Raw genomic sequence first — 20009 nt, 5'->3', positions numbered from 1 at the left:
TGGAGGGGCCGCATGCGCAAGCTGCGGCCCTTTTTCATTGTCAGTCATGTTTATCGCCGCATCGCTTGCCGCCTGCCATACATCAGGGTTCGCCACAACCATTCGATCGGGCCGAAGCGATGATGGCGCAGCCAGACCATGCTCAGCTGTATTTGTATGGCGTACACGGCAATGCCCAGCGCGAGCACCGGCGCCGCAGGCAGGCGGCCGAATTGGCCCAGTCCATAGCCGAAAAAAATCCAGCCGAAGACGAGCGACTGCGCAATATAGTTGGTGAAGGCCATGCGGCCGATGGCGGAAAACATCCGGAGCAGGGCGCGGCTCGCGGTGTAGTGGACGGCGTACACGACCAGCGCTGCAAACGCCAGCGCCAGGCAGACCGGCGCCAGTTGCGACAAGCGGTTCTCATCCGCCAGGGCGAGCGTCATGCCGGCAATTCCCAGCGCCCAGCCCAGGCGCGCCAGCGCCGCCTTGCGCCTGGCGCCGCCGGCAAACAGCCCGCTGCGCCAGGCCAGCATGCCGAGAACGAACAAGCCTAGCGTTCGCGGGAAGATATAGACGTGCAAGGGCAGCAGGAAGGGAAGTTCCCGCAGGCTGAAGCGCATCACCTGGAACCAGTTCCCGCCGCCATATACCGCGTTTGCCTGCCCGACATGCCGCGCGATCCAGTCCGGATCCGGCCACGGGTGCAGCGGCAGCGTGGGCAAGGCCAGGTACGCGGCAAACAGCCCCGCTGCCGCCAGCGCCAGCACCCGGCGCGATGCCTGCAGCAGGGGCAAGGCGATCAGGCCCGCCAGCGCATATTCGGTCAGGATGTCGCCGTTCCAGATCAGCAGCAGATGCACGAGGCCAAGGACGAGCAGGACGAGCAGGCGGCGCGTCAGCCAGTAGAGCGGCTTTCCGGTAGCCGACAGGCGCTCGTACTGCATCGCCAGCCCCACGCCGAACAGGAAGGAAAACAGGGCGAAGGCCTTCAGTTCCAGCGCATGGTGCACGATGTTCATCACGGCCCGGTCCAGCGCCGCCGGCTCGGCGGCATCCGTGAACTGGGCGAAGATCGAGACGCGGAATTCGGTCAGCAAATTGACTGCCAGGACGCCGAATAAGGCGATGCCGCGCAGGATATCGATCGATTCGACACGCTGGCCGGCATCGGTCGCGCCCGGTGTGGAAGGTATTTGTCGATGAGTACGCTCAGCGCTCGTATTGGCCATGCAGTGCAATCGTGTTTATTTGCAGACACTCTACACCCGTCCCCAGCCGGCGGGCCGGGATCTTGCCGGCGCGATTTGGCGCCGATGCTTTTCGCCCCTCTCCAGCAGACTTCGCCCGGCCCTCCTATAATCTTTCCTTTACTCCGGGCCGCGCATGAAAACCCCAGTCAATACAAGTACTTACAAGCAAGCCAATGTGCCGGTCGACGGTTTGAGCGGCGCGCAGCTGATCTGGGCCGTGCTCGTGCTGTCGCTGGGTGTCGGCATGTCGGCGCTGGATACCGCGATTGCCAACACCGCGCTGCCCGCGATGGCCGACCAGCTGCACGCGACGCCCGCGAATTCGGTCTGGATCGTGAACGCCTACCAGCTGGCGATGGTCGCGACCCTGCTGCCGGTGGCGGCGCTGGGCGAGACCATCGGCTACAAGCGCGTCTACATCGGCGGCATGGCCCTGTTCACGGCGGCCTCGCTGGCCTGCGCGCTGGCGTGGTCGCTGCCGATGCTGATCGTGGGGCGCCTGTTCCAGGGGCTGGGCGCGGCGATGCTGATGGGCGTGAACTCGGCCCTGATCCGCGCCGTGTATCCGGCGCGGCTGCACGGGCGCGGCTTCGGCAACAATGCGCTGGTGGTGGCGATCGGCTTTGCGCTCGGCCCGAGCCTGGCGTCCGTGATCCTCGCCACCTCCTCGTGGGAATGGCTGTTCGGCATCAACGTCATCCCCGGCATCCTCGGTTTCTTCCTGTCGCGCAAGGCGCTGCCGGAGACCGGCCGCGCCAGCCACAAGGTCGACGGCCTCGCCGGCCTGTACAACGTGGCCGCCTTCGGCATGGCGATCCTGGCGCTGGGCGACGCCGCCCACCGCGTCGGCATGCGCACGCTGCTGCCGGAAATCGTGATCGCGCTGGTCTTCTTCGTCCTGCTGCTGCGCCGCCAGAAGGGGCACCCGGCGCCGCTGCTGCCGGTCGACCTGTTCCGCCTGCCGCTGTTCACGCTGTCGACCCTGACCGCGGTCTGCACCTTCGCGGCGCAGGCGCTGGCCTTCGTCGCGCTGCCCTTCTATTTCGAGAGCCAGCTGGGCCGCACGCCGGTCGAGACCGGCTTCCTGCTGACCCCGTGGCCGGTGATGGTCGGCGTGATGGCGCCGGTGGCGGGGCGCCTCAGCGACCGTTATTCGCCGGGCCTGCTGGGCGGCGTCGGCCTGGCGATCCTGGCGGCCGGCCTGGCCCTGCTGCTGGGCATGCCGGCATCGCCCTCGGCACTGGACATCGGCTGGCGCATGGCCGTGTGCGGCATCGGTTTCGGTTTCTTCCAGGCGCCGAACGTGAAGGCGATCATGGCCAGCGCGCCGCCTTCGCGCAGCGGCAGCGCGAGCGGCATGGTGGCGACCGCGCGCCTGGTCGGCCAGTCGCTAGGGGCCGCGCTGGTGGCCTTCTGCCTGACCATGTTCTACCTGCGCGGCACCTGGTACGCGATCGCGATCGCGGCGGTCTTCGCCGCCGCCGCCAGCATCGCCAGCTTCTCGCGCCTGATGGTGGCCGAGCCGGCGCACGACCTTTAAAAGGCGGCGCCCGCCTCGATATGAGAGGGATGGCGCGCCGCACCCGCATTCCCGATCTTCCCGAGGCTTCCGACGTCCCTGCCGATGAGGCCGCGTGCCCCTTGTGCGGCCGGCCGCTGGGCACCGTCAACATCGACCGGCACCACCTGGTGCCGAAGACCTTCAAGGGCAAGGAGCAGTTCCCGATCCACAAGATCTGCCACCGGAAGATCCATGCGACCTTCTCGGAGCGTGAGCTGCTGCGCGCCTATCACACCTGGGAAGCGTTGCAGGGCCACGAGGACATCCAGTCCTTCATCGGCTGGGTGGCGAAGAAGCCGCCCGGGTTCTACACCCGCACCTTCACGGCCAACAAGAAACAAGGCCGGCGCTGAAGGCCTGTGCTGCTGGCGGCGGAAACGGCATCGTCCATATAGGAAATGATGTAAAATCAAATCTTAAGATTTTGCAATTCGCGTTTCCCCCCCACCACCGATGCCGCCGCAGTTGCAATGACCCAAGACGAATCCAGCGCCTGTTCCGTTCTCCTCATCGACGACGAGCCTTTTGCCGAAGACATCATCTCGCATGGCCTGAAAGCCTGTTCGCCGCATGTGCTGCGCTTTGCGAGCCGGCCGGAGATGGCGGTCGAGCTGGCCAGGGAGATCGGCGCCACGGTGGTGCTGGTCGACCTGCGCATGCCGGAGATCGACGGCCTGGAAGTCACGCGGCGCCTGCGCGCCAACCGCGACACCGAACACATTCCCGTGATCGTGCTGTCCTCGGAAGACGATCCGGACATCAAGGCCAAGGCCTTCGCGGTGGGCGCCAACGACTACCTGGTGAAATGGCCGGACCCGCGCGAACTGGTGGCGCGCGTGCGTTACCACAGCGACGCCTTCATCGCCCGGCGCCAGCGCGACGACGCCTTCGTCTCGCTGCGCCACAGCCAGGAGCAGCTCGCGGCCAGCCAGTCGGCGCTGTTCCAGGCCCAGAAGATGGAAGCGATCGGCCAGCTCACCGGCGGCGTGGCGCACGACTTCAACAACGTGCTGCAGATCATCGGGGGCAACCTGCAGCTCCTGAAGCTGGTCGGCAACCTGAACGAGGCCGGCAAGGCGCGCGTCGACATGGCGCTGGCCGGCGTCGAGCGCGGCGCCAAGCTGTCCTCGCACCTGCTGGCCTTTGCCCGCCGCCAGCCCTTGCAGGCGGTGGTGATCAACCCCGGCCACCTGCTGCGCGAGATGGAAGACATGATGCGCCGGGTGCTGGGGCCGCGCGCGCGCGTCGTCACCGAGATCGAGCACCGCCTTGGCAGCACCCTGGTCGATCCGAACCAGCTCAACAACGTCCTGCTGAACCTGGCCATCAATGCGCGCGACGCGATGGCCGGCAGCGGCACGCTTACCATCCGCGCCGCCAACAGGGGGCCGGACGACGCACTGCCGCCGTCGCTGGAAGCCGGCCGCTACGTGATGATCGAGATCCTTGATACCGGCAAGGGCATGCCGGCGGACGTGCTGGAGCGCGCCTTCGAGCCCTTCTTCACCACCAAGCCGACCGGGCAGGGCACCGGCCTGGGCCTGTCGATGGCCTATGGTTTCGTGAAGCAGTCGGGCGGCGAGATCGTGCTGCAGAGCGAGCCGGGCAAGGGCACCAGCGTGAGCATCTGGCTGCCGCGCAGCGAATCCGAGCCGACGGCGTTCGAGGACGTGGCGGCGGCGCCGCTATTGGGCGGCCCCGAAACCATCCTGGTGGTCGAGGACGAGGAAGACGTGCGCAGCGCCACCTGCGGCATCCTGTCGGCGCTCGGCTACCGGGTGCTGGAGGCGCCCGATGCGGCGGTGGCGAAGGCGATCGTGGAGAGCGGCGAAGAGATCGACCTGGTGTTCAGCGACGTCATCATGCCGGGACCGGTCAGCAGCCTGCAGCTCGGCGAAACCGTGCGCGCCCTGCTGCCGCACGCCCAGATCCTGTACACCTCGGGCTATGCGGAAGGCGTGCTGGCGCACGAGGGCAAGCTGGAAGCGAACATCAACCTGCTGCAGAAACCCTACCATCCGGACGCGCTCAGCGCGCGCATCCGCCATCTGCTGCGCCGGCGCGCGGCGTGAGCCTTACTTGGCCTGCTTGATGACCTTGTGGGAACCCGGCGGCGGTTCGTTCAGCACCGCCCAGAAGATCCCGAGGTCGGCGATCGCGCGCACGAATTCGGTGAAGTCGACCGGCTTGACCACGTAGGCGTTCACGCCCAGCTCGTAGCTGCGCACCAGGTCCTGTTCTTCCTTCGACGAGGTCAGCATCACCACCGGCAGGGGTTTCAGGGCGGGGGTCTCGCGGATTTCCTTCAGCACTTCGAGGCCGTCGACCTTCGGCAGCTTGAGGTCGAGCAGCACGACCGCCGGGTTGCCGGCCGCGCGCCCGGCGTGTTCGCCACGCCGGTGCAGGTAGTCGAGCGCCTCGGCGCCGTCGCGCACGACGATCACCTGGTTGGCGAGCTGGCTCTTCGACAGCGCGATCAGCGTCAGCTCCAGGTCGTTGGGATTGTCTTCGACAAGCAGGATGGGCTTGAGCATGCGTTCTTTCAGGATTCGATCGGTAAATTCGGTTAATTCAGGTGTCTGGTACATGTTTCGGAATTGCAAAGGAGAAGGTCGCGCCTTCGCCCTGGACTGACTTCGCCCACACCCGGCCATGATGGCGCTCGACGATGCGGCGCACGTTCGCCAGGCCGATGCCGGTGCCCTGGAAGTCTTCCATGCGATGCAGGCGCTGGAATACGCCGAACAGCTTGTGGACGTAGTCCATATTGAAGCCGGCGCCATTGTCGGCGACGTGGAACACGGTCTCGTTGGGGGCGTCCTCGAAGCTGACGCTGATCACGGCCGGGTCGCGCTGGCCGGTGAACTTCACTGCGTTGGACAGCAGGTTGAACATCGCCAGGTGCAGGAAGGTCGGGTCGGCATGCACCTGCGGCAGCGGGTCGATCTTCCATTCGATGTTGCGGCCCTGCGTTTCCAGCGCCAGCTTGTCGATGCAGGCGGCCACCAGGTCGCCCATGTCGACATCGGTCGGGCGCAGCGAGGCGCGGCCCATCTGCGAGAACGACAGCAGGTCGTCGACCAGCTTGCCGGCCAGGCGCGCGGCTTCCTTGATATTGCCGAGGAATCGCTGGCGCTGCTGCCCGTTCTCGCTGCCGGCCGATTCGATCAGGAGGTCGGCAAAGCCGACGATGTGACGCAGCGGTGCGCGCAGGTCATGCGACACCGAGTAGGAAAAGGCTTCCAGCTCCTTGTTGGAGCGGGTCAGTTCCTCGGCCAGTTCGGCCATCTGCTCGGCGCGTTCGAGGACAATGCCCAGCAGCGCGGCGCGGAACTCCACCGCCAGCTCGATCTCGCCGCTATGCCAGGGCACGCTGGTGCCATGAATGGTCTCGCGCCAGGCTTCGAAGCTGGTGCGCGGCGAAAGCTGCAGTGCAATTCCGGCGGCGGCTGCCTGCGCGATCTTGTCGTGCGGGTTGCCGGCCCATTCGATCGTATGCACGAACTCGGGGCGGAACCACAGCAGATAGTTCTTGTGGATGCGCGACAGCGGCATCGCCAGCAGGCCGCTAGCGTTGCGGATCATTTTTTCGCCGCCGGGCCAGGCGGCGGACAGCTTGTCGGTATGGTAGACGTCGCCATGGTCGTGCGCAGCCAGCCAGTCGACCAGCTCGAGAAGCTCTGCCTGCTCCGGGGCGTCGCCGAAGGTCAGCACGCGTTCGTCGACCACCACCGCGACGCCGCTGGCGCGCGCGAAGCGCAACAGCTCCGGGAACACGTTCGACAGGTTCTCGACGAAATCGTTGCCCTGGCTGAGGCCGGCCAGCATCGACACCATGATGCGGCGCACTTCCAGGCGGAAGCTCAGCTCGCGGGCGTCCTCGCGCGACTCGATGCACAGCGCCAGGAGCTGGGCCAGCTGCTCGCAGGCGGTGCGCTGCTCGAACGGCACCGGCGACGGATCTTCGTTGTGGCAGGAGATGATGCCCCACAACTGGCCCTTGACCATCAGCGATACCGACATCGACGCCATCGTATGCATATTGCGCATGTACTGCAGGTGGACCGGCGAAACGCTGCGCAGTACCGCGAACGACAGGTCGTTCGGCTTGCCGGTCAGCGGATTCAGGGCCGGGACCAGCGGCGCCGGCGTGTAATTGGCGTCCTGGATCAGGCGGATCGGCGACAGCGCATACAGTTGGCGCGCCTGCGCCGGAATGTCCGACGCCGGGAAATGCTGGCCCAGGTAGGATGCATAGTCCTCCTGCTTCGCTTCCGCCATCACGTGGCCATGACCGTCGCGGTCGAACTGGTAGACCAGGACGCGGCCGAAACCGATGACCGAGCGCACGTGCTGACAGGCCAGCGCAGCCAGGGATTCCACGCATTCCGCGCCGTTGACTTTCTGCAGGAAGTCGCCGATCAGCGAATACAGCTGGCGGAAGTCGGCCGGCGCGGCGCGTTCGGTCGGTTCGAACTCGAGGATCGTCAGCGCGTCCCAACGATGGCCGAGGACGTCGAAATGGCGGCCGTTCGCGGCAGTGATGGTGCCGACGTAATACGGACGGGCGCCCAGCTTCGCTCCCGGACCCGCGGCCAGCTCCGGCGCCAGGCATTGGGCGGCCGCTTCGCCGATGGCTTCGGCAAGGGGACGGCCAATTGCCGAACCGGCCGGAACGCCGGTCCAGTCGCCAAGGTTCGCGCTCGCCTGTAGTACCTCCAGTTCACCCGACAGCGTCAGCAAGAAACCATGCGGCTGGATACTGCCGGGCGTGCGAATCGGCTCCCTGTCGCAGGCAGAGAGGTCGAGTTCCGGAACGGATGGGGCAGAAGTCATGTACTGAGCGCTCAAGAACGTTAATTGCAAGCCCGCCATTTTACATTGAATGGCAAGCGTGCCCTCATTTAGGCTTTTAACAATCTTGCGATGCAGCGCGAACACAACGGTATTTACAATGTTGCGATGTGAACTCACCGCGGCGTGCGCAAGGCAAGGCAGACGGTGAGCGTGTATGATTAAATGGATTTGGATCAATAAATTCGTGCATCTGGACACGAGTGCCTAGCCATGAGCGAACACATGCAGCCTGAAAAAGTCCTGTCGGATGAGCGGCGTTACCAATACCTGATCTCCGGCATCAACGACTATGCGATCTACATGCTCGATCCGCAGGGTCACGTGAGCAGCTGGAATGCCGGTGCGAACCGGTTCAAGGGCTACGTCGCGCAGGAAATTCTGGGCGAGCATTTTTCGCGCTTCTATACCGACGAGGACCGCGCCACCGGCTTGCCGGCGCGCGCCCTGGCGACCGCCCTCAAGGAAGGGAAGTACGAGTCGGAAGGCTGGCGCGTGCGCAAGGACGGGACGCGCTTCTGGGCCCACGTCGTCATCGACCCGATCTACAACGAGGACGGGGTCCTGCTCGGCTTCGCCAAGGTGACCCGCGACGTCACCGAGCGCAAGAAGGCCGAGGACAAGCTGCGCGAGAGCGAACAGCGCTTCCGCCTGCTGGTGCAGGGCGTGACCGACTACGCGATCTACATGCTGTCGCCGGAAGGCGTGGTCACCAACTGGAATTCGGGCGCCGAGCGCATCAAGGGCTACGCCTTTGCCGAGATCGTCGGCAGCCATTTCTCGCGCTTCTACACGGCCGAAGAGCAGGCCGCCGGCGTGCCCAAGCGCGCGCTGTCCACCGCCGCCAGCGCCGGGCGCTTCGAGGCCGAGGGCTGGCGCGTGCGCAAGGACGGCACCCGCTTCTGGGCCCACGTGATCATCGACGCCGTCCACGACGACGCGGGGCAGCTGGTCGGCTTCGCCAAGATCACGCGCGACCTGACCGAGAAAAAGCGCGCCGCCGAGGCCCTGGAAGCCGCGAATGCCGCGCTGTACCAGGCCCAGAAGATGGAATCGATCGGCCAGCTCACCGGCGGCGTCGCGCACGACTTCAACAATCTGCTGTCGGTGCTGTCGAGCGGCCTCGAAGTGCTGGCCCTGCAGCGCGGCGAGACCGGCGACACCCGCACCATCGAAAGCATGCGGCGCGCGGTCGACCGCGGCGCGCGCCTGACCCAGCAGCTGCTGGCCTTCGCGCGCCAGCAGCCGCTGCAGGCCGAAACCCGCAACCTGAACCGCATCATCACCGGCTTCGAACCGGTGCTGCGGCGCGCCGGCAATGCCAGCATCGAGTTCGAGGTCGACCTCGACCGCAAGGCGCACAGCGCCGTCATCGACAGCGCGCGCCTCGAATCGGCGCTGCTGAACCTGGTCGTGAACGCGCGCGACGCCATGCCGGACGGCGGCCGCATCGTCATCGCGACCCGCAACGTCACGCTCGAACGGCATCACCAGGCCGGCAGCCTGCCGGCCGGCGACTACGTGCGCATCACGGTCGCCGACACCGGCACCGGCATGCCGCCCCAGGTGGTGTCGCGCGCCTTCGAACCCTTCTTCACCACCAAGGAAGTGGGCAAGGGCACCGGCCTGGGCCTGTCCCAGGTGTACGGCTTCATCAAGCAGTCGGACGGCGACGTCGTCATCGAGAGCACGCCGGGCGAGGGCACCACGATCGCGATCTACCTGCCGGCGGTGGTGTCCGATGCGCTGGAGGACCGCCGCCCGCACATCGAGCGCGTGCTGATCGTCGAGGACGAGCCGGACCTGATGGACGTCGCGGCCTCGCTGTTCACCAGCATGGGCTACGACGTGGTGACCGCATCCAGCGGCCGCGAGGCGATCGACCTGATGGAGCAGCGCGACGTCGACATCCTGTTCACCGACGTGGTCATGCCGAACGGGATGGACGGGATCGAACTGGCCAGCTATACGCGCGCCCACTATCCGGACACCAAGATCATGCTGGCGTCCGGCTATCCGCTGCCGGCGCTCAAGCAGCGCCACGGCAAGGACCTGAGCGAGTTCGCCTTCGTCAACAAGCCTTACCGCCTGTCGGACCTGGCGCGCACGCTGCGGTCGGCGATGTAAACCCAGGGTGGGCACCCCGTGCCCACCATGCCGTCACAATCCGAAAATGATGTCGCAGATGCGGTCGTAGACCGGATCCGCCGACGGCCCCGGGTTCGGCCAGTTCAGGATGTCGAAGTGGTCGTAGCCTTCGTAGGTGCCGAGGAAGTTCCAGCTGCCTTTCACCGCCGTGCCGTCGTAGTCGCGCACCGGATGGCCGTCGGGGGCACGCATGCTGACCGTGTTGACCACGCCGTCGCTGGCGAACCAGCTGCTGTCGATGCGCACCCGGCCGCGCGCCGACTGGGTATAGGAACCCATGCCCGGCTGCGCCAGCGAACCCGCGATGAACTCGCCCGCGAACAGCTTGAAGTAGGGGATCATGTCCTCGCGCGGGTACTGGAACCGGCTGCTCTGGACGGGCGCCAGCACGCGGTCGCTGCCGTTGCAGCACCAGGCCCCGGCCACGGTTGCGCGCGTCGCCACCGAAAACCAGTAGACCGAGGGCGAGGTTTGCGCCCAGCGGTTGAATTCGCGTGCGCCGTCCGGCGCCAGTTCCCAGTGCGCCAGGCGCTGGTCGAAATTGTCGCGCAGCGGGCTGCGCAGGTTCGGCAGGACGTCCAGCACGGCGTCGCGCAGGGTGGTGCCGTTGTGCGGCGCCGAGATCGTCACCACGCTCCTGACCCAGCCGGTCTTGCCGCCCCGGTAGAGCTCGCCGCCGCCTTCGTCGCCGTCCGGCGAACCGTGTTCGAGTAACTGGACCAGGGCGCGGATCGTGGTGCCGCCCTGGCTGTGGCCGATCAGGTGGACCGGGTGCCGCGCATCCCATTGCGGGTAGAAGGCGAGCGGATAGCCGTGCGGATTGTCGTTCGGATCGGCGGCCCAGCACTTGCCGTCCGGCTTTTGTGGCTGGCCCGGATAGCCGTAGCGGGCGACGTGGGTGGCGCCGTAGTCGACGCAGCCGCCCTTGATCTGGGCGTACAGCTCGGCGGCGCGGTCCCAGTTCGAGCTGATCGCGCCGACCCCGGCGGTGTAGACCGCATGCGGCCCCTTGTAAAGCTGCATGCGGGCGGCGATGTCGTGGTAACCGCCCCAGTACAGGAAGCCGTTGCCGGGATAGCTGTCCGGGCCGAAGCCGAGGAAGCCGTGGACCAGCACGACCGGATCGTTGTTGGCGGCCCCGGCGTTGGCGGCGCCCAGCGTGCAGCCCAGGGCCAGCAGCGCGCGGGCGCAGATCTTCTTGATTGGCGACATGCAGCTCTCCCGGCATGGGTGGCGGACGCTACATTGTCGAATTGGACTCCCGGGCGGAGTTTGCGCTAGCTCGATTTAGTTCGCCACCACAGCCGTACTGCCCAGCTGCGCAGTCCCCGCGCCGTCGCTTGAGGTCGCTGGCGCCGGCGCCGGCGTGTTGGAGGCCGTCACCGCGGCCTTCTCGGCCAGGTCCGGATTCCACACCACGCTCTCGTCGACCGAGTACAGGCGGCACGGCTTGTCGCTCTTGGCCGAGCAGGTCGCCAGGGCGCGCGCTTCCGGATCCTCGCCTTCCTCGGCCCAGCACCAGGCGCCGCTCGGCGACACCGCGAAGGCGCGCGGGGTCATCTTGGTGAGATATTCGGCGTAGGCGCGCTTGCCGTTCTCGCTCAGGAAGGGCACCGAGGCGACGTCGCCGATGCTGGCGAAATTGGTCGGCTGCGGCAGCGGCGGCTCCGGCACCTTGTACAGCACCTTGGTCGGCATGCCGACCTGGTCCAGGAAGCGCATGGTGTCGGCCAGCCAGACCTTTTCGCCGTCGCGGCTGGCCAGCATGCCGTGCGAATCGCGCTTGAACGCCGCGTATTCGACCAGCTGGGCCTTGCCGCCGGCCTGCTCGAAGGCGTCGTGCATGCGCGCCACCAGTTCCGGACCGAACAGCGAATCGTTCGCGCCGTACATCCACAGGCTCGGGATCTTGTTCTGCGCGCCATACTCGGCAAAGGCCGAGACCAGCGACGAGCGCCAGCCGCAGCTGTTGCTGTCGTCGCGCAGGCCGCCGGCGAAGTTGAGCAGGGCGCGCACGCCCGGCAGTTCCTGGGTGCCCAGCGCCATCGTCGCCAGGCCGCCGTAGGACTGGCCGGCCACCACGATGCGGTCGGCGTCGATCCACTTCTGTTCGCGGGCGAATTCCAGGGTCGCGCGGATGTCCTCGGCCTGGATGTAGCCGTTGGCGGTCATGTCGCAGCCGCGGTCGCGGTAGCGCCCGGTCGAGTTGGCGAAGCCCTGGCGCATCGGCACCATCACCGCGTAGCCGCGCGCCACGAAAGCGTGGGCCATGTGATAGAAGCGGTCGCGCGGCTGCAGGTTCGGGTGCCCCGGATCCTTGCCGTGGTTGATGATGATGAGGGGGAAGGGACCCGGACCGTTCGGCTGGAACACGGTCGTCTCCAGGCGCGCCTCGTGATTCTGGCCGGCCGGGATCAGCATGATGTGCTCGTTGATCCTGTAGTCGAGTTGCAACTCTTGCTCGACCGACAGACCCGGCAGCAGGGCCAGGCCGACGATCAGTGCGGTGGTCAGTTTGCGAACAGATGCGCGTGCTCTAGACATGGAAGACTCTGGAACGGCGGGCCTCACGGTTGTGTCCGTCAGGGAACCAATTGCTTAGCGGAATAAATTTATTCTAAGCACGGTAATTTGCGAGAGCAATATCCGATTAACTAATTCGCGCATTAAATCTTCGTGTGTGGTCAAGTTTTCCAGAACAAGCAGATAATCAGTGTGTCCAACGATTTGGTGACCCATGGTTGCTTTCGATGAAAGACTGAGCGAGCGGTTTACCCAGGCGCTGCAGGCCGGCAGCCGGGCCTGGCGCCAGGCGCTGGAGCGCCAGCTGAAGGCCTGCGGCCTGACCGCGGCCGGCTGGAGCGCGGTGGCCGCGCTGGCCGAGCTGGACCGCGCCGCCGAGGGCGAGGAGGCGCGCCCGCCCTCGCAGACCGAGCTGGCCCAGCACCTGGGCGTGGACGGCGCGACCCTGGTCGCCACCATCGACCGCCTGGCCGCCTCGAACCTGATCGAGCGGACCCCGAGCCGGCGCGACCGCCGCGTCAAGCTGATCGTGCTCACGCCGCAGGGCCGGACGCTGGAGGAAAAGCTGCGGGCGCAGGCGGAGCGCCTGCGGCGCGACGCGCTCGCGCGCCTGGACCCGACCCAGGTCGCGGCCGCCGCCGCGGTGCTGGAAAGCCTGCAGCAGGCGCTGGAGAGCGCATGAGCGACAAGTACGCGCCGCGCGACTGGCATCCCGACGAACGGCCGACCCTGCCGGGCAGCCCGTCCTTCCCGCAGCACACGCCGCGCCGCCGTCTCGCCTTCTTCCTGGTCGGGACCCTGGTCACCCTGACCGGCGGCCTCGGCAATTCACTGGTGACGGTCAACCTGATCAACCTGCAGGGCGCGCTGGGCGCCTATGCGTCCGAGGTCAACTGGCTGCCGACCGCCTATGTGATGACCAACGCCTCCATGAACCTGCTGCTGGTGAAGTTCCGCCAGCAGTTCGGCCTGCGCGCCTTCACCGAATTCTTCCTGGTGCTGTATGCGCTGGTCACCTTTGCCCACCTGTTCGTCAACGACCTGGGCTCGGCGATCGCGGTGCGCGCGGCGCACGGGATGGCGGGCGCGGCGCTGTCCACGCTCGGCCTGTACTACACGCTGCAGGCGGCCTCCAGGCGCGAAATACGGCCGCGGTTCATCGCGGCCTCGCTCGGCATCTCGCAGCTGCCGCAGCCGATCGCCTACCTGTTCTCGACCCGGCTGCTGGAACTGGCCAACTGGCGCGGCCTGTACCTGTTCGAGCTGGGCCTGACCCTGGTCACGCTGAGCGCCGTGCTGTGGCTGAAGCTGCCGCCGGGCGACCGCTTCAAGGCCTTCCGGCCGACCGACTTCCTGACCTTCGCGCTGTTCGCGCCCGGCGTGGCCCTGCTGTGCGCGGCGCTGACCTTCGGGCGCGTGCTGTGGTGGACCTCGCAGCCCTGGGTCGGCGTGGCGCTGGCCGGCGCCGTGTTCCTGATCGTGGCCGCGATCGCCGTCGAGCACAACCGCAGGAACCCGCTCCTCAACCTGCGCTGGCTCACCAACGGCATGATCGCGCGCCTGTTCCTGGCGATGATGCTGGTGCGCGTCGTGCTGTCCGAGCAGAGCGTGGGCGCGGTCGGCTTCCTGCGCCTGGTGGGCCTGAACAACGACCAGATGACGATGCTGTTCCTGGTGGTGCTGCTGGCCACCGTCGCCGGCATCGCGATTGCGGTGCTGGTCATGAACCCGCAGCACCTGATGGGGCCGCAGGTGGTGGCGCTCCTGATCATGGCGCTGGGCGCCTGGATCGATTCGCACGCGACCAGCCTGACCCGTCCCGAAGAGATGTACGTGAGCCAGGCCATGCTGGCCTTCGGCGGCGTGCTCTTCCTCGGGCCGCTGCTGCTGACCCTGATGGGCACGGTGGTCACCAACCCCGGCAACCTGATCACCTTCTCGGTGCTGTTCAGCCTGACCCAGAACATCGGCGCGCTGCTCGGTTCCTCGCTGCTCGGCACCTGGCAGGTCACGCGCGAAAAATTCCACTCGTCGATCCTGGCCGAGCAGCTCAGCAGCCTGGATCCGCTGGTGGCCGCCCGCATCCAGCGCGGCGCGGCGGCCTACGCCGGCACCCTGGCCGACCCGGCCGCGCGCACCCGGCAGGGCATCTCGGTGCTGGCGCAGACCCAGACGCGCGAGGCCAACATCCTGGCCTACAACGACGTGTTCCTGGCGATCGCCGCGATCGCCGCCTTCCTGGCGCTGTGGATCTTCGGGCGCGCATTGTGGCTGATGTACGTGGCGCCGCCCGCCGCCCCGCCCGCCAAGGGCCACACGGCGCTCGACGAAGGACCGGCCGAACCGCCGACCGATTCGCCGATCGCGACGCCGGAAGGCCAGCCGCCGCTGCCGGTGCCGCGCCATCCGCTTCCGCATACGAGATAACGAGATAACGAGATAACGAGATAACGACCCATGGCCGAGACCCCGACCACACAACAGAAATCGAACCGCCACGTCATTGCCAGCGGCCTGCTGTTCGCGCTCATCGCACTGATCGGCGTGCTGATCGTGCTGTATGCCTGGGACCTGCCGCCCTTCCGCAGCGCGATCCAGAGCACCGAGAACGCCATGGTGCGCGGCCAGGTGACGATCATCAGTCCGCAGCTGTCCGGCTACATCGTCGAGGTCGACGTGCAGGACTTCCAGCACGTCCGCAAGGGCCAGCTGCTGATGCGCATCGACGACCGCATCTACAACCAGCGCCTGGAGCAGGCGCGCGCCCAGCTCGCGAGCCAGCGCGCGGCGCTCGCCAACTTCGCCCAGAGCCGGAAGAGCGCGGCCGCCACCATCGCCCAGAACCAGGCGGCGGTGGCGAACGCGGCCGCCCAGGCCCAGCGCGCCCAGGCCGACCTGCGCCGGGTCGAGGAACTGGCCGCCGACGGTTCGCTGTCCGCGCGCGAACGCGACGCCGCCCGCGCCGCCCGCGCGCAGGCGGTGGCGCAGACCGAGCAGTCGCGCGCGGCGCTGGAGATCTCGCGCCAGAGCGCCAGGACCGTGGATGTCAACCGCGCGTCGCTGGAGGCGGCGGTGGCGAACGCCGAGGCGGCCGTGAAGCTGGCCGAGATCGATCTCGCCAATACCCGCATCGTCGCGCCGCGCGACGGCCAGCTGGGCCAGGTGACGGTGCGCCTCGGCGCCTTCGTCAACGCCGGCGCCCAGCTCACCGCGCTGGTGCCGCAGACCATGTGGGTGGTGGCGAACCTGAAGGAAACCCAGATGGCGAACGTGCGCCTGGGCCAGCCCGTCACCTTCACGGTCGACGCCCTGAACCACGCCAGGCTGCGCGGCCACGTCGAGCAGATCTCGCCCGCCACCGGCTCCGAGTTTTCGGTGATCACGCCGGATAACGCGACCGGCAACTTCGTCAAGATCGCCCAGCGCATCCCGGTGCGCATCAGCATCGACCCCAACCAGGACCTGGCCGCGCGCCTGCGGCCGGGCATGTCGGTGGTGACCAGCATCGACACCTCGGCGCCCGCCGCCGCAAAGGGACCGCAGCGATGAGCAAGGGGAGCAAACTGGCATGCGCCGTGGCGGCCGCCGCATTGCTGGCCGGCTGCCGGATTCCGGTGCAGGACCGTCCGGCCTCCACGCTCGCGCTGCCGGCGGCCTGGCGCGCGCCCCTGCAGGTGGGGCCGAACGCCGCCGTCGAGAAGGAATGGTGGCGCGCCTTCGGCGATCCGGTGCTGGACGCCCTGGTGGCGCAGGCGCTGGCGCACAACGCCGACCTGCGCACGGCGCGTTCGCGCCTGCAGGAATACCAGGCGCGGATCCGCGTCGCCCGCTCGGCCCAGGAACCCAGCGTGTCCGTCACGACGGGACCGTCGCGCGGGCGTTCGATCGGCCCCTTCGGCACGCCGGTGGAGGCGACCAACTTCACCGGCAATGTGCAGGCGGCCTACGAACTCGACCCATGGGGCCGGCTGGAATCCGCCACCCGGGCCGCGCGCTTCGACTACGCGGCCCAGCAGGCCGCCGCCGACGCGGTGGCGCTGTCGGTGGCGGCCAGCACGGCGTCCGGCTACCTGAACCTGCGCGGACTGGACGCCCAGCTGGCCCTGGCGCGCCAGACCCTGGCCTCGCGCCAGGCTTCGCTGGCGCTGGCGCGGCGCCAGTTCGAGGTCGGCTACAGCTCGCGCCTGGAGGTGTCCCAGTCCGAGGCCGAATACCGCAACACGGCCGCCGCGATCCCGCAGCTGGAGCGCTCGATCACCCAGCAGGAGAATGCCCTGAGCCTGCTGCTCGGCGCGAATCCCGGGCCGGTGGCGCGCGGCGCCGACCTGGCGGGCCTGCGCGCGCCGGGCATCGCGCCCGGCCTGCCGTCCGCGCTGCTGCGGCGGCGCCCCGACATCGCCCAGGCCGAGCGTACGGTCGCCGCCGCCGACGCCAGCCTGGCCGCCGCGCGCGACCAGATGCTGCCCTCGCTGCGCCTGACCGCGTCGGTCGGCGCCTATGCGCACAAGCTGCCCGACCTGCTGAGCGGTTCCGGCACGCTGCTGTGGAGCGTCGGCGGCAGCGTCCTCGCGCCGCTGTTCGACGCCGGCCGCCTGCGCGCCCAGGCCGAGATCTCGGCATCGCTGCGCGACCGCGCCGTGTTCGCCTACGAATCGGTGGTGCGCAACGCCTTCGCCGAGACCGAGAACGGCCTGGCGGCGGTGCAGCGCCTGCGCGAACAGCTGGAGCAGGCCGAAGCGCGCAGGGTGGCGACCGCCGAGGCCCTGCGCATCGCCCACAACCGCTACCGCAACGGCTATTCGTCCTATCTCGAGGAGCTGGACGCCCAGCGCAACAATTTCAGCGCCGAGACCAATGTGCTGCAACTGCGCGCCAGCTACCTGGCGGCGCATGTCGACCTGTACCGGGCGCTGGGCGGAGGCTGGACCGTGGCACCATGACTTCATGAGCATTTGCAAAGACCGGAGGCGAGCATGATCAATATCGGAATCATCGTGGGCAGCACCCGCCCGGGCAGGAAGGCGCTGGACGTGGCGCGCTGGGTGATGGAATGCGCAGGCACGCGCGGCGACGCCGCCTTCGAACTGGTCGACATCCAGGCGTTCGATCTGCCGCTGCTGGACGAGCCGGCGCCGCCCTCGATGGGCCAGTATTCGCAGCCGCACACCAAAGCCTGGGCGGCGAAGATCGCCGAATTCGACGGTTTCGTGTTCGTCACGCCCGAATACAACCACGCGACCTCGGGTGCGCTGAAGAACGCCATCGACTTCCTGTACAAGGAGTGGAACAACAAGGCCGCCGGCTTCGTCGGCTACGGCAGCGCGGGCGGAGCGCGCGCGATCGAGAACCTGCGCCTGGTGATGGGCGAGCTGATGGTGGCGGACGTGCGGGCCCAGGTGATGCTGTCGCTGTTCACCGACTTCGAGCAGTTCACGAGCTTCAATCCGGCCGAGCACCACGAGCGCGCGGTCGAGGCCATGCTCGACCAGGTGGTGCAGTGGAGCGCGGCGCTCAAGCCGCTGCGCAAGGACGACGCGCCGGTCCCGGTGCCGGACAATATGCCGCCGCGCGGGGAGCGGGTCGGCGGCAGCTTCTAGATTTGTCGCGGGCGGGCGCGGGTACAATCGGCGCCCATGACGATTTCCACTTCCCGCCGCGCCACCTGCGCGGCCTGCCTGCGCGCCGAGAGCGCCTGCATCTGCGGCTTCGTGAAGCCGCTGCCCAGCCAGGTCGAACTGCTGGTGCTGCAGCATCCGCTCGAGGTGCGCAACGCCAAGAACAGCGCGCGCCTGTTGCACCTGTGTTTGCCGTCGAGCCGGCTGCTGGTGGGCGAGACCTTTCCGGTATCGGAACTCGATGCGGCATTGCATGCGGACGGGCGCACGCCTGTGCTGCTGTATCCGCAGACGGCGGGCGAGGCCGCGCTCGGCCTGCCGGCGCCGCCCCGTATCGAAGCGGCCCTGCTGGCGCGGCCGGAGCGGCTGCGCCTGGTGCTGCTGGACGCCACCTGGCGCAAGAGCCGCAAGATGCTCTACCTGAATCCGGCGCTGCAGCGCCTGCCGCGCCTGGCCCTGGAGGACATGCCGCCGTCCGCTTATCGGATTCGCAAGGCCCATGCGCCGGACCAGCTGTCTTCGCTGGAAGCGGCTGTTCATGCCCTTGCGCAACTCGAAAACCGGCCTGCGCACTATGCACCGTTGCTGGAAGCCTTCGAAGCCTTTGTGGAACAACAATCCCGGCTATTTCGCGCTTGAACCCCTCGTCAAGCGGGTGTACGATACTGTATATCCATACAGTACTCGGGAGCGCCATAGTGAATCGCCAACAAGCTTGGGCTGAAGACGTGGAATTGCAAGGCCAAGTCATGATCCCCCCGCGGCCCCTGACGCCGCACAAGGGGCGTGGCGCCGTGTCCAACCTCCAGGGCCGCTACGAAGTCCACGGCCGCGAACGTTTCGACGACGGCTGGACGGTCCCGGGACTGAAACCCGACGAGCCGGCGCCGCCGAAGACGATTGTCACGGATGAGTTTGCCAAGACCATCCTGACCCGCAACGCTTCGCCGGACATCCCGTTCAATGTCTCGCTGAATCCCTACCGGGGTTGCGAGCATGGCTGCATCTACTGCTTCGCCCGGCCCTCGCACAGCTACCTCGGCCTGTCGCCCGGCCTGGATTTCGAAAGCCGCATCTTCGCCAAGGTGAATGCGGCCGACCTGCTGCGCCGCGAGCTGGCCAAGCCCGGCTATGTGCCCGAAAGCATCGCCATCGGCGTCAACACCGACGCCTACCAGCCCTGCGAGCGCGAACGCGGCATCACCCGCGAAGTGCTGCAGGTGCTGGGCGAGTGCAATCACCCGTATGGCCTGATCACCAAGTCGGCCCTGATCGAGCGCGACATCGATCTGATCGCGCCGATGGCGGAGAAGGGCCTGGCGGCGGCCGCGATCACGATCACGACCCTGGACGGCGAGATCGCGCGCACGCTCGAGCCGCGCGCGGCCGCCCCCGCGCGCCGCCTGCGCGCGATCCGCACGCTCACCGAGGCCGGCATCCCGGTCAGCGTCAGCGTGGCGCCGATTATCCCGTTCATCACGGAACCGGAAATCGAGCGCATCCTCGAGGCTGCCAGGGACGCCGGCGCGGTCGGCGCCCACTACGTCGTGCTGCGTATGCCGTGGGAGGTCAACCCCCTGTTCCATCAATGGTTGTACGCTCATTTTCCAGACCGTGCGCAACGCGTGCTGAACCGCATGAAGGATATGCGCGGCGGCAAGGAATACGACAGCGACTTCGGCAAGCGCATGAGCGGCGAAGGCGTATGGGCCGACCTGATCCGCCAGCGTTTCACCAAGGCCGTCAAGCGGCTCGGCATGGATGGCTTTAATGGCCGCTTCAGCAAGATGGACGGCGCCCAGTTCCGCCGGCCGCTGGTGGTGCCGTCGGCCGCAGCCTGCCAGCGCCGCGATGAGGATGTGACCCAGCTGGACCTGTTCGGCGCGAAGGTGGCCGATGCGGCAGGCGAGGGCGGCGGCAAGCCGGCCAACAGGAAGGCCAAGGCGAGCCCGCAGCTGGACCTGTTCTGAGCCGGGAGCCCGACGGCGGCGCCTTGTGGCGGGCGCTGCCGTCGGCTAGGATGACGCCTCTTGTATTTCTGTAGCGCAATTGGTCATTTTCAAAAACGGGATT

16 protein-coding genes are annotated in these 20009 nt (G+C 67.5%); 11 read left to right on the top strand and 5 right to left on the bottom strand.

Features of this window, described 5'->3' with window-relative positions; genetic code table 11:
* Nucleotides 1-50: 50 nt before the first annotated feature.
* Nucleotides 51-1214 (bottom strand): DUF418 domain-containing protein, encoded by a 1164-nt coding sequence (locus AM586_RS07630; protein WP_082439705.1) that lies wholly within the window; start codon nt 1212-1214, stop codon nt 51-53.
* A 154-nt stretch (nt 1215-1368) separates the two neighbouring features.
* On the opposite strand from AM586_RS07630, the gene AM586_RS07625 reads away from it, so the two are divergent.
* The 3 genes from AM586_RS07625 (at nt 1369) to AM586_RS07615 (ending at nt 4868) form a co-directional block, all read left to right on the top strand.
* Nucleotides 1369-2775, top strand: a complete 1407-nt coding sequence (locus tag AM586_RS07625; protein WP_047824131.1) for an MFS transporter — start codon at nt 1369-1371, stop codon at nt 2773-2775.
* 29 nt (nt 2776-2804) lie between these two features.
* Entirely contained in the window at nt 2805-3149 is a 345-nt protein-coding gene (locus AM586_RS07620; protein ID WP_229411094.1) for a hypothetical protein, read from the top strand.
* A gap of 117 nt (nt 3150-3266) precedes the next feature.
* Nucleotides 3267-4868 carry a response regulator gene (locus tag AM586_RS07615; RefSeq protein ID WP_047824133.1) on the top strand — a complete coding sequence of 534 codons (1602 nt, stop codon included), beginning with the start codon at nt 3267-3269 and terminating at the stop codon, nt 4866-4868.
* Between the two features lie 3 nt (nt 4869-4871).
* Here the strand turns inward: AM586_RS07615 and AM586_RS07610 are convergent, their stop codons facing one another.
* Both AM586_RS07610 and AM586_RS07605 read right to left on the bottom strand, forming a co-directional pair.
* Complete coding sequence (locus tag AM586_RS07610; protein WP_047824135.1) at nt 4872-5330, bottom strand: response regulator; 459 nt, start codon at nt 5328-5330, stop codon at nt 4872-4874.
* A 37-nt stretch (nt 5331-5367) separates the two neighbouring features.
* Nucleotides 5368-7632 (bottom strand): ATP-binding protein, encoded by a 2265-nt coding sequence (locus tag AM586_RS07605; RefSeq protein WP_047824136.1) that lies wholly within the window; start codon nt 7630-7632, stop codon nt 5368-5370.
* A gap of 231 nt (nt 7633-7863) precedes the next feature.
* Here AM586_RS07605 and AM586_RS07600 point away from each other — a divergent pair, with 231 nt between their 5' ends.
* Nucleotides 7864-9777, top strand: coding sequence for a PAS domain-containing sensor histidine kinase (locus AM586_RS07600; RefSeq protein WP_047824137.1), 1914 nt, complete (start codon nt 7864-7866; stop codon nt 9775-9777).
* A 33-nt stretch (nt 9778-9810) separates the two neighbouring features.
* Here the strand turns inward: AM586_RS07600 and AM586_RS07595 are convergent, their stop codons facing one another.
* On the bottom strand, nt 9811-11010 hold the full coding sequence (locus AM586_RS07595; RefSeq protein ID WP_047824139.1) for a triacylglycerol lipase: 1200 nt from the start codon (nt 11008-11010) through the stop codon (nt 9811-9813).
* A 75-nt stretch (nt 11011-11085) separates the two neighbouring features.
* The gene (locus AM586_RS07590) at nt 11086-12342 is read right to left on the bottom strand and encodes a dienelactone hydrolase family protein (RefSeq protein ID WP_047824140.1); all 1257 of its coding nucleotides are present in this window, start codon (nt 12340-12342) and stop codon (nt 11086-11088) included.
* 193 nt (nt 12343-12535) lie between these two features.
* Here AM586_RS07590 and AM586_RS07585 point away from each other — a divergent pair, with 193 nt between their 5' ends.
* The 7 genes from AM586_RS07585 to AM586_RS07555 all read left to right on the top strand — a co-directional run bounded on the left by AM586_RS07585 (nt 12536) and on the right by AM586_RS07555 (nt 19906).
* Nucleotides 12536-13003 (top strand): MarR family winged helix-turn-helix transcriptional regulator, encoded by a 468-nt coding sequence (locus AM586_RS07585; RefSeq protein WP_052233408.1) that lies wholly within the window; start codon nt 12536-12538, stop codon nt 13001-13003.
* Nucleotides 13000-14748 (top strand): MFS transporter, encoded by a 1749-nt coding sequence (locus AM586_RS07580; RefSeq protein ID WP_082439704.1) that lies wholly within the window; start codon nt 13000-13002, stop codon nt 14746-14748. Before AM586_RS07585 ends, AM586_RS07580 begins: the two co-directional genes overlap by 4 nt.
* A 30-nt stretch (nt 14749-14778) precedes the next feature.
* Nucleotides 14779-15870, top strand: coding sequence for an HlyD family secretion protein (locus AM586_RS07575; RefSeq protein ID WP_047824142.1), 1092 nt, complete (start codon nt 14779-14781; stop codon nt 15868-15870).
* On the top strand, nt 15867-17261 hold the full coding sequence (locus AM586_RS07570) for an efflux transporter outer membrane subunit (RefSeq protein WP_047824145.1): 1395 nt from the start codon (nt 15867-15869) through the stop codon (nt 17259-17261). The genes AM586_RS07575 and AM586_RS07570 overlap by 4 nt, the downstream gene beginning before the upstream one ends.
* 33 nt (nt 17262-17294) lie before the next feature.
* Nucleotides 17295-17918 carry an NADPH-dependent FMN reductase gene (locus tag AM586_RS07565; protein ID WP_047824147.1) on the top strand — a complete coding sequence of 208 codons (624 nt, stop codon included), beginning with the start codon at nt 17295-17297 and terminating at the stop codon, nt 17916-17918.
* A gap of 36 nt (nt 17919-17954) precedes the next feature.
* Entirely contained in the window at nt 17955-18575 is a 621-nt protein-coding gene (locus AM586_RS07560; RefSeq protein WP_047824148.1) for a tRNA-uridine aminocarboxypropyltransferase, read from the top strand.
* A 110-nt stretch (nt 18576-18685) separates the two neighbouring features.
* Entirely contained in the window at nt 18686-19906 is a 1221-nt protein-coding gene (locus tag AM586_RS07555) for a PA0069 family radical SAM protein (RefSeq protein ID WP_082439703.1), read from the top strand.
* The last annotated feature ends 103 nt before the right edge of the window (nt 19907-20009 follow it).

It is taken from the genome of Massilia sp. WG5, from assembly GCF_001412595.2.
Lineage (GTDB): Bacteria > Pseudomonadota > Gammaproteobacteria > Burkholderiales > Burkholderiaceae_D > Telluria.
The sequence above is the reverse complement of the archived record's forward strand: the minus strand, read 5'-3'. Positions and strand labels throughout refer to the sequence as shown.

What these genes read in the sequence shown, in the direction of transcription:
- AM586_RS07630 (WP_082439705.1), bottom strand. Translation starts at nt 1,214, where the DNA reads ATGGCCAATACGAGCGCTGAGCGTACTCATCGACAAATACCTTCCACA.
- AM586_RS07625 (WP_047824131.1), top strand. Translation starts at nt 1,369, where the DNA reads ATGAAAACCCCAGTCAATACAAGTACTTACAAGCAAGCCAATGTGCCG.
- AM586_RS07620 (WP_229411094.1), top strand. Translation starts at nt 2,805, where the DNA reads ATGGCGCGCCGCACCCGCATTCCCGATCTTCCCGAGGCTTCCGACGTC.
- AM586_RS07615 (WP_047824133.1), top strand. Translation starts at nt 3,267, where the DNA reads ATGACCCAAGACGAATCCAGCGCCTGTTCCGTTCTCCTCATCGACGAC.
- AM586_RS07610 (WP_047824135.1), bottom strand. Translation starts at nt 5,330, where the DNA reads ATGCTCAAGCCCATCCTGCTTGTCGAAGACAATCCCAACGACCTGGAG.
- AM586_RS07605 (WP_047824136.1), bottom strand. Translation starts at nt 7,632, where the DNA reads ATGACTTCTGCCCCATCCGTTCCGGAACTCGACCTCTCTGCCTGCGAC.
- AM586_RS07600 (WP_047824137.1), top strand. Translation starts at nt 7,864, where the DNA reads ATGAGCGAACACATGCAGCCTGAAAAAGTCCTGTCGGATGAGCGGCGT.
- AM586_RS07595 (WP_047824139.1), bottom strand. Translation starts at nt 11,010, where the DNA reads ATGTCGCCAATCAAGAAGATCTGCGCCCGCGCGCTGCTGGCCCTGGGC.
- AM586_RS07590 (WP_047824140.1), bottom strand. Translation starts at nt 12,342, where the DNA reads ATGTCTAGAGCACGCGCATCTGTTCGCAAACTGACCACCGCACTGATC.
- AM586_RS07585 (WP_052233408.1), top strand. Translation starts at nt 12,536, where the DNA reads ATGGTTGCTTTCGATGAAAGACTGAGCGAGCGGTTTACCCAGGCGCTG.
- AM586_RS07580 (WP_082439704.1), top strand. Translation starts at nt 13,000, where the DNA reads ATGAGCGACAAGTACGCGCCGCGCGACTGGCATCCCGACGAACGGCCG.
- AM586_RS07575 (WP_047824142.1), top strand. Translation starts at nt 14,779, where the DNA reads ATGGCCGAGACCCCGACCACACAACAGAAATCGAACCGCCACGTCATT.
- AM586_RS07570 (WP_047824145.1), top strand. Translation starts at nt 15,867, where the DNA reads ATGAGCAAGGGGAGCAAACTGGCATGCGCCGTGGCGGCCGCCGCATTG.
- AM586_RS07565 (WP_047824147.1), top strand. Translation starts at nt 17,295, where the DNA reads ATGATCAATATCGGAATCATCGTGGGCAGCACCCGCCCGGGCAGGAAG.
- AM586_RS07560 (WP_047824148.1), top strand. Translation starts at nt 17,955, where the DNA reads ATGACGATTTCCACTTCCCGCCGCGCCACCTGCGCGGCCTGCCTGCGC.
- AM586_RS07555 (WP_082439703.1), top strand. Translation starts at nt 18,686, where the DNA reads ATGATCCCCCCGCGGCCCCTGACGCCGCACAAGGGGCGTGGCGCCGTG.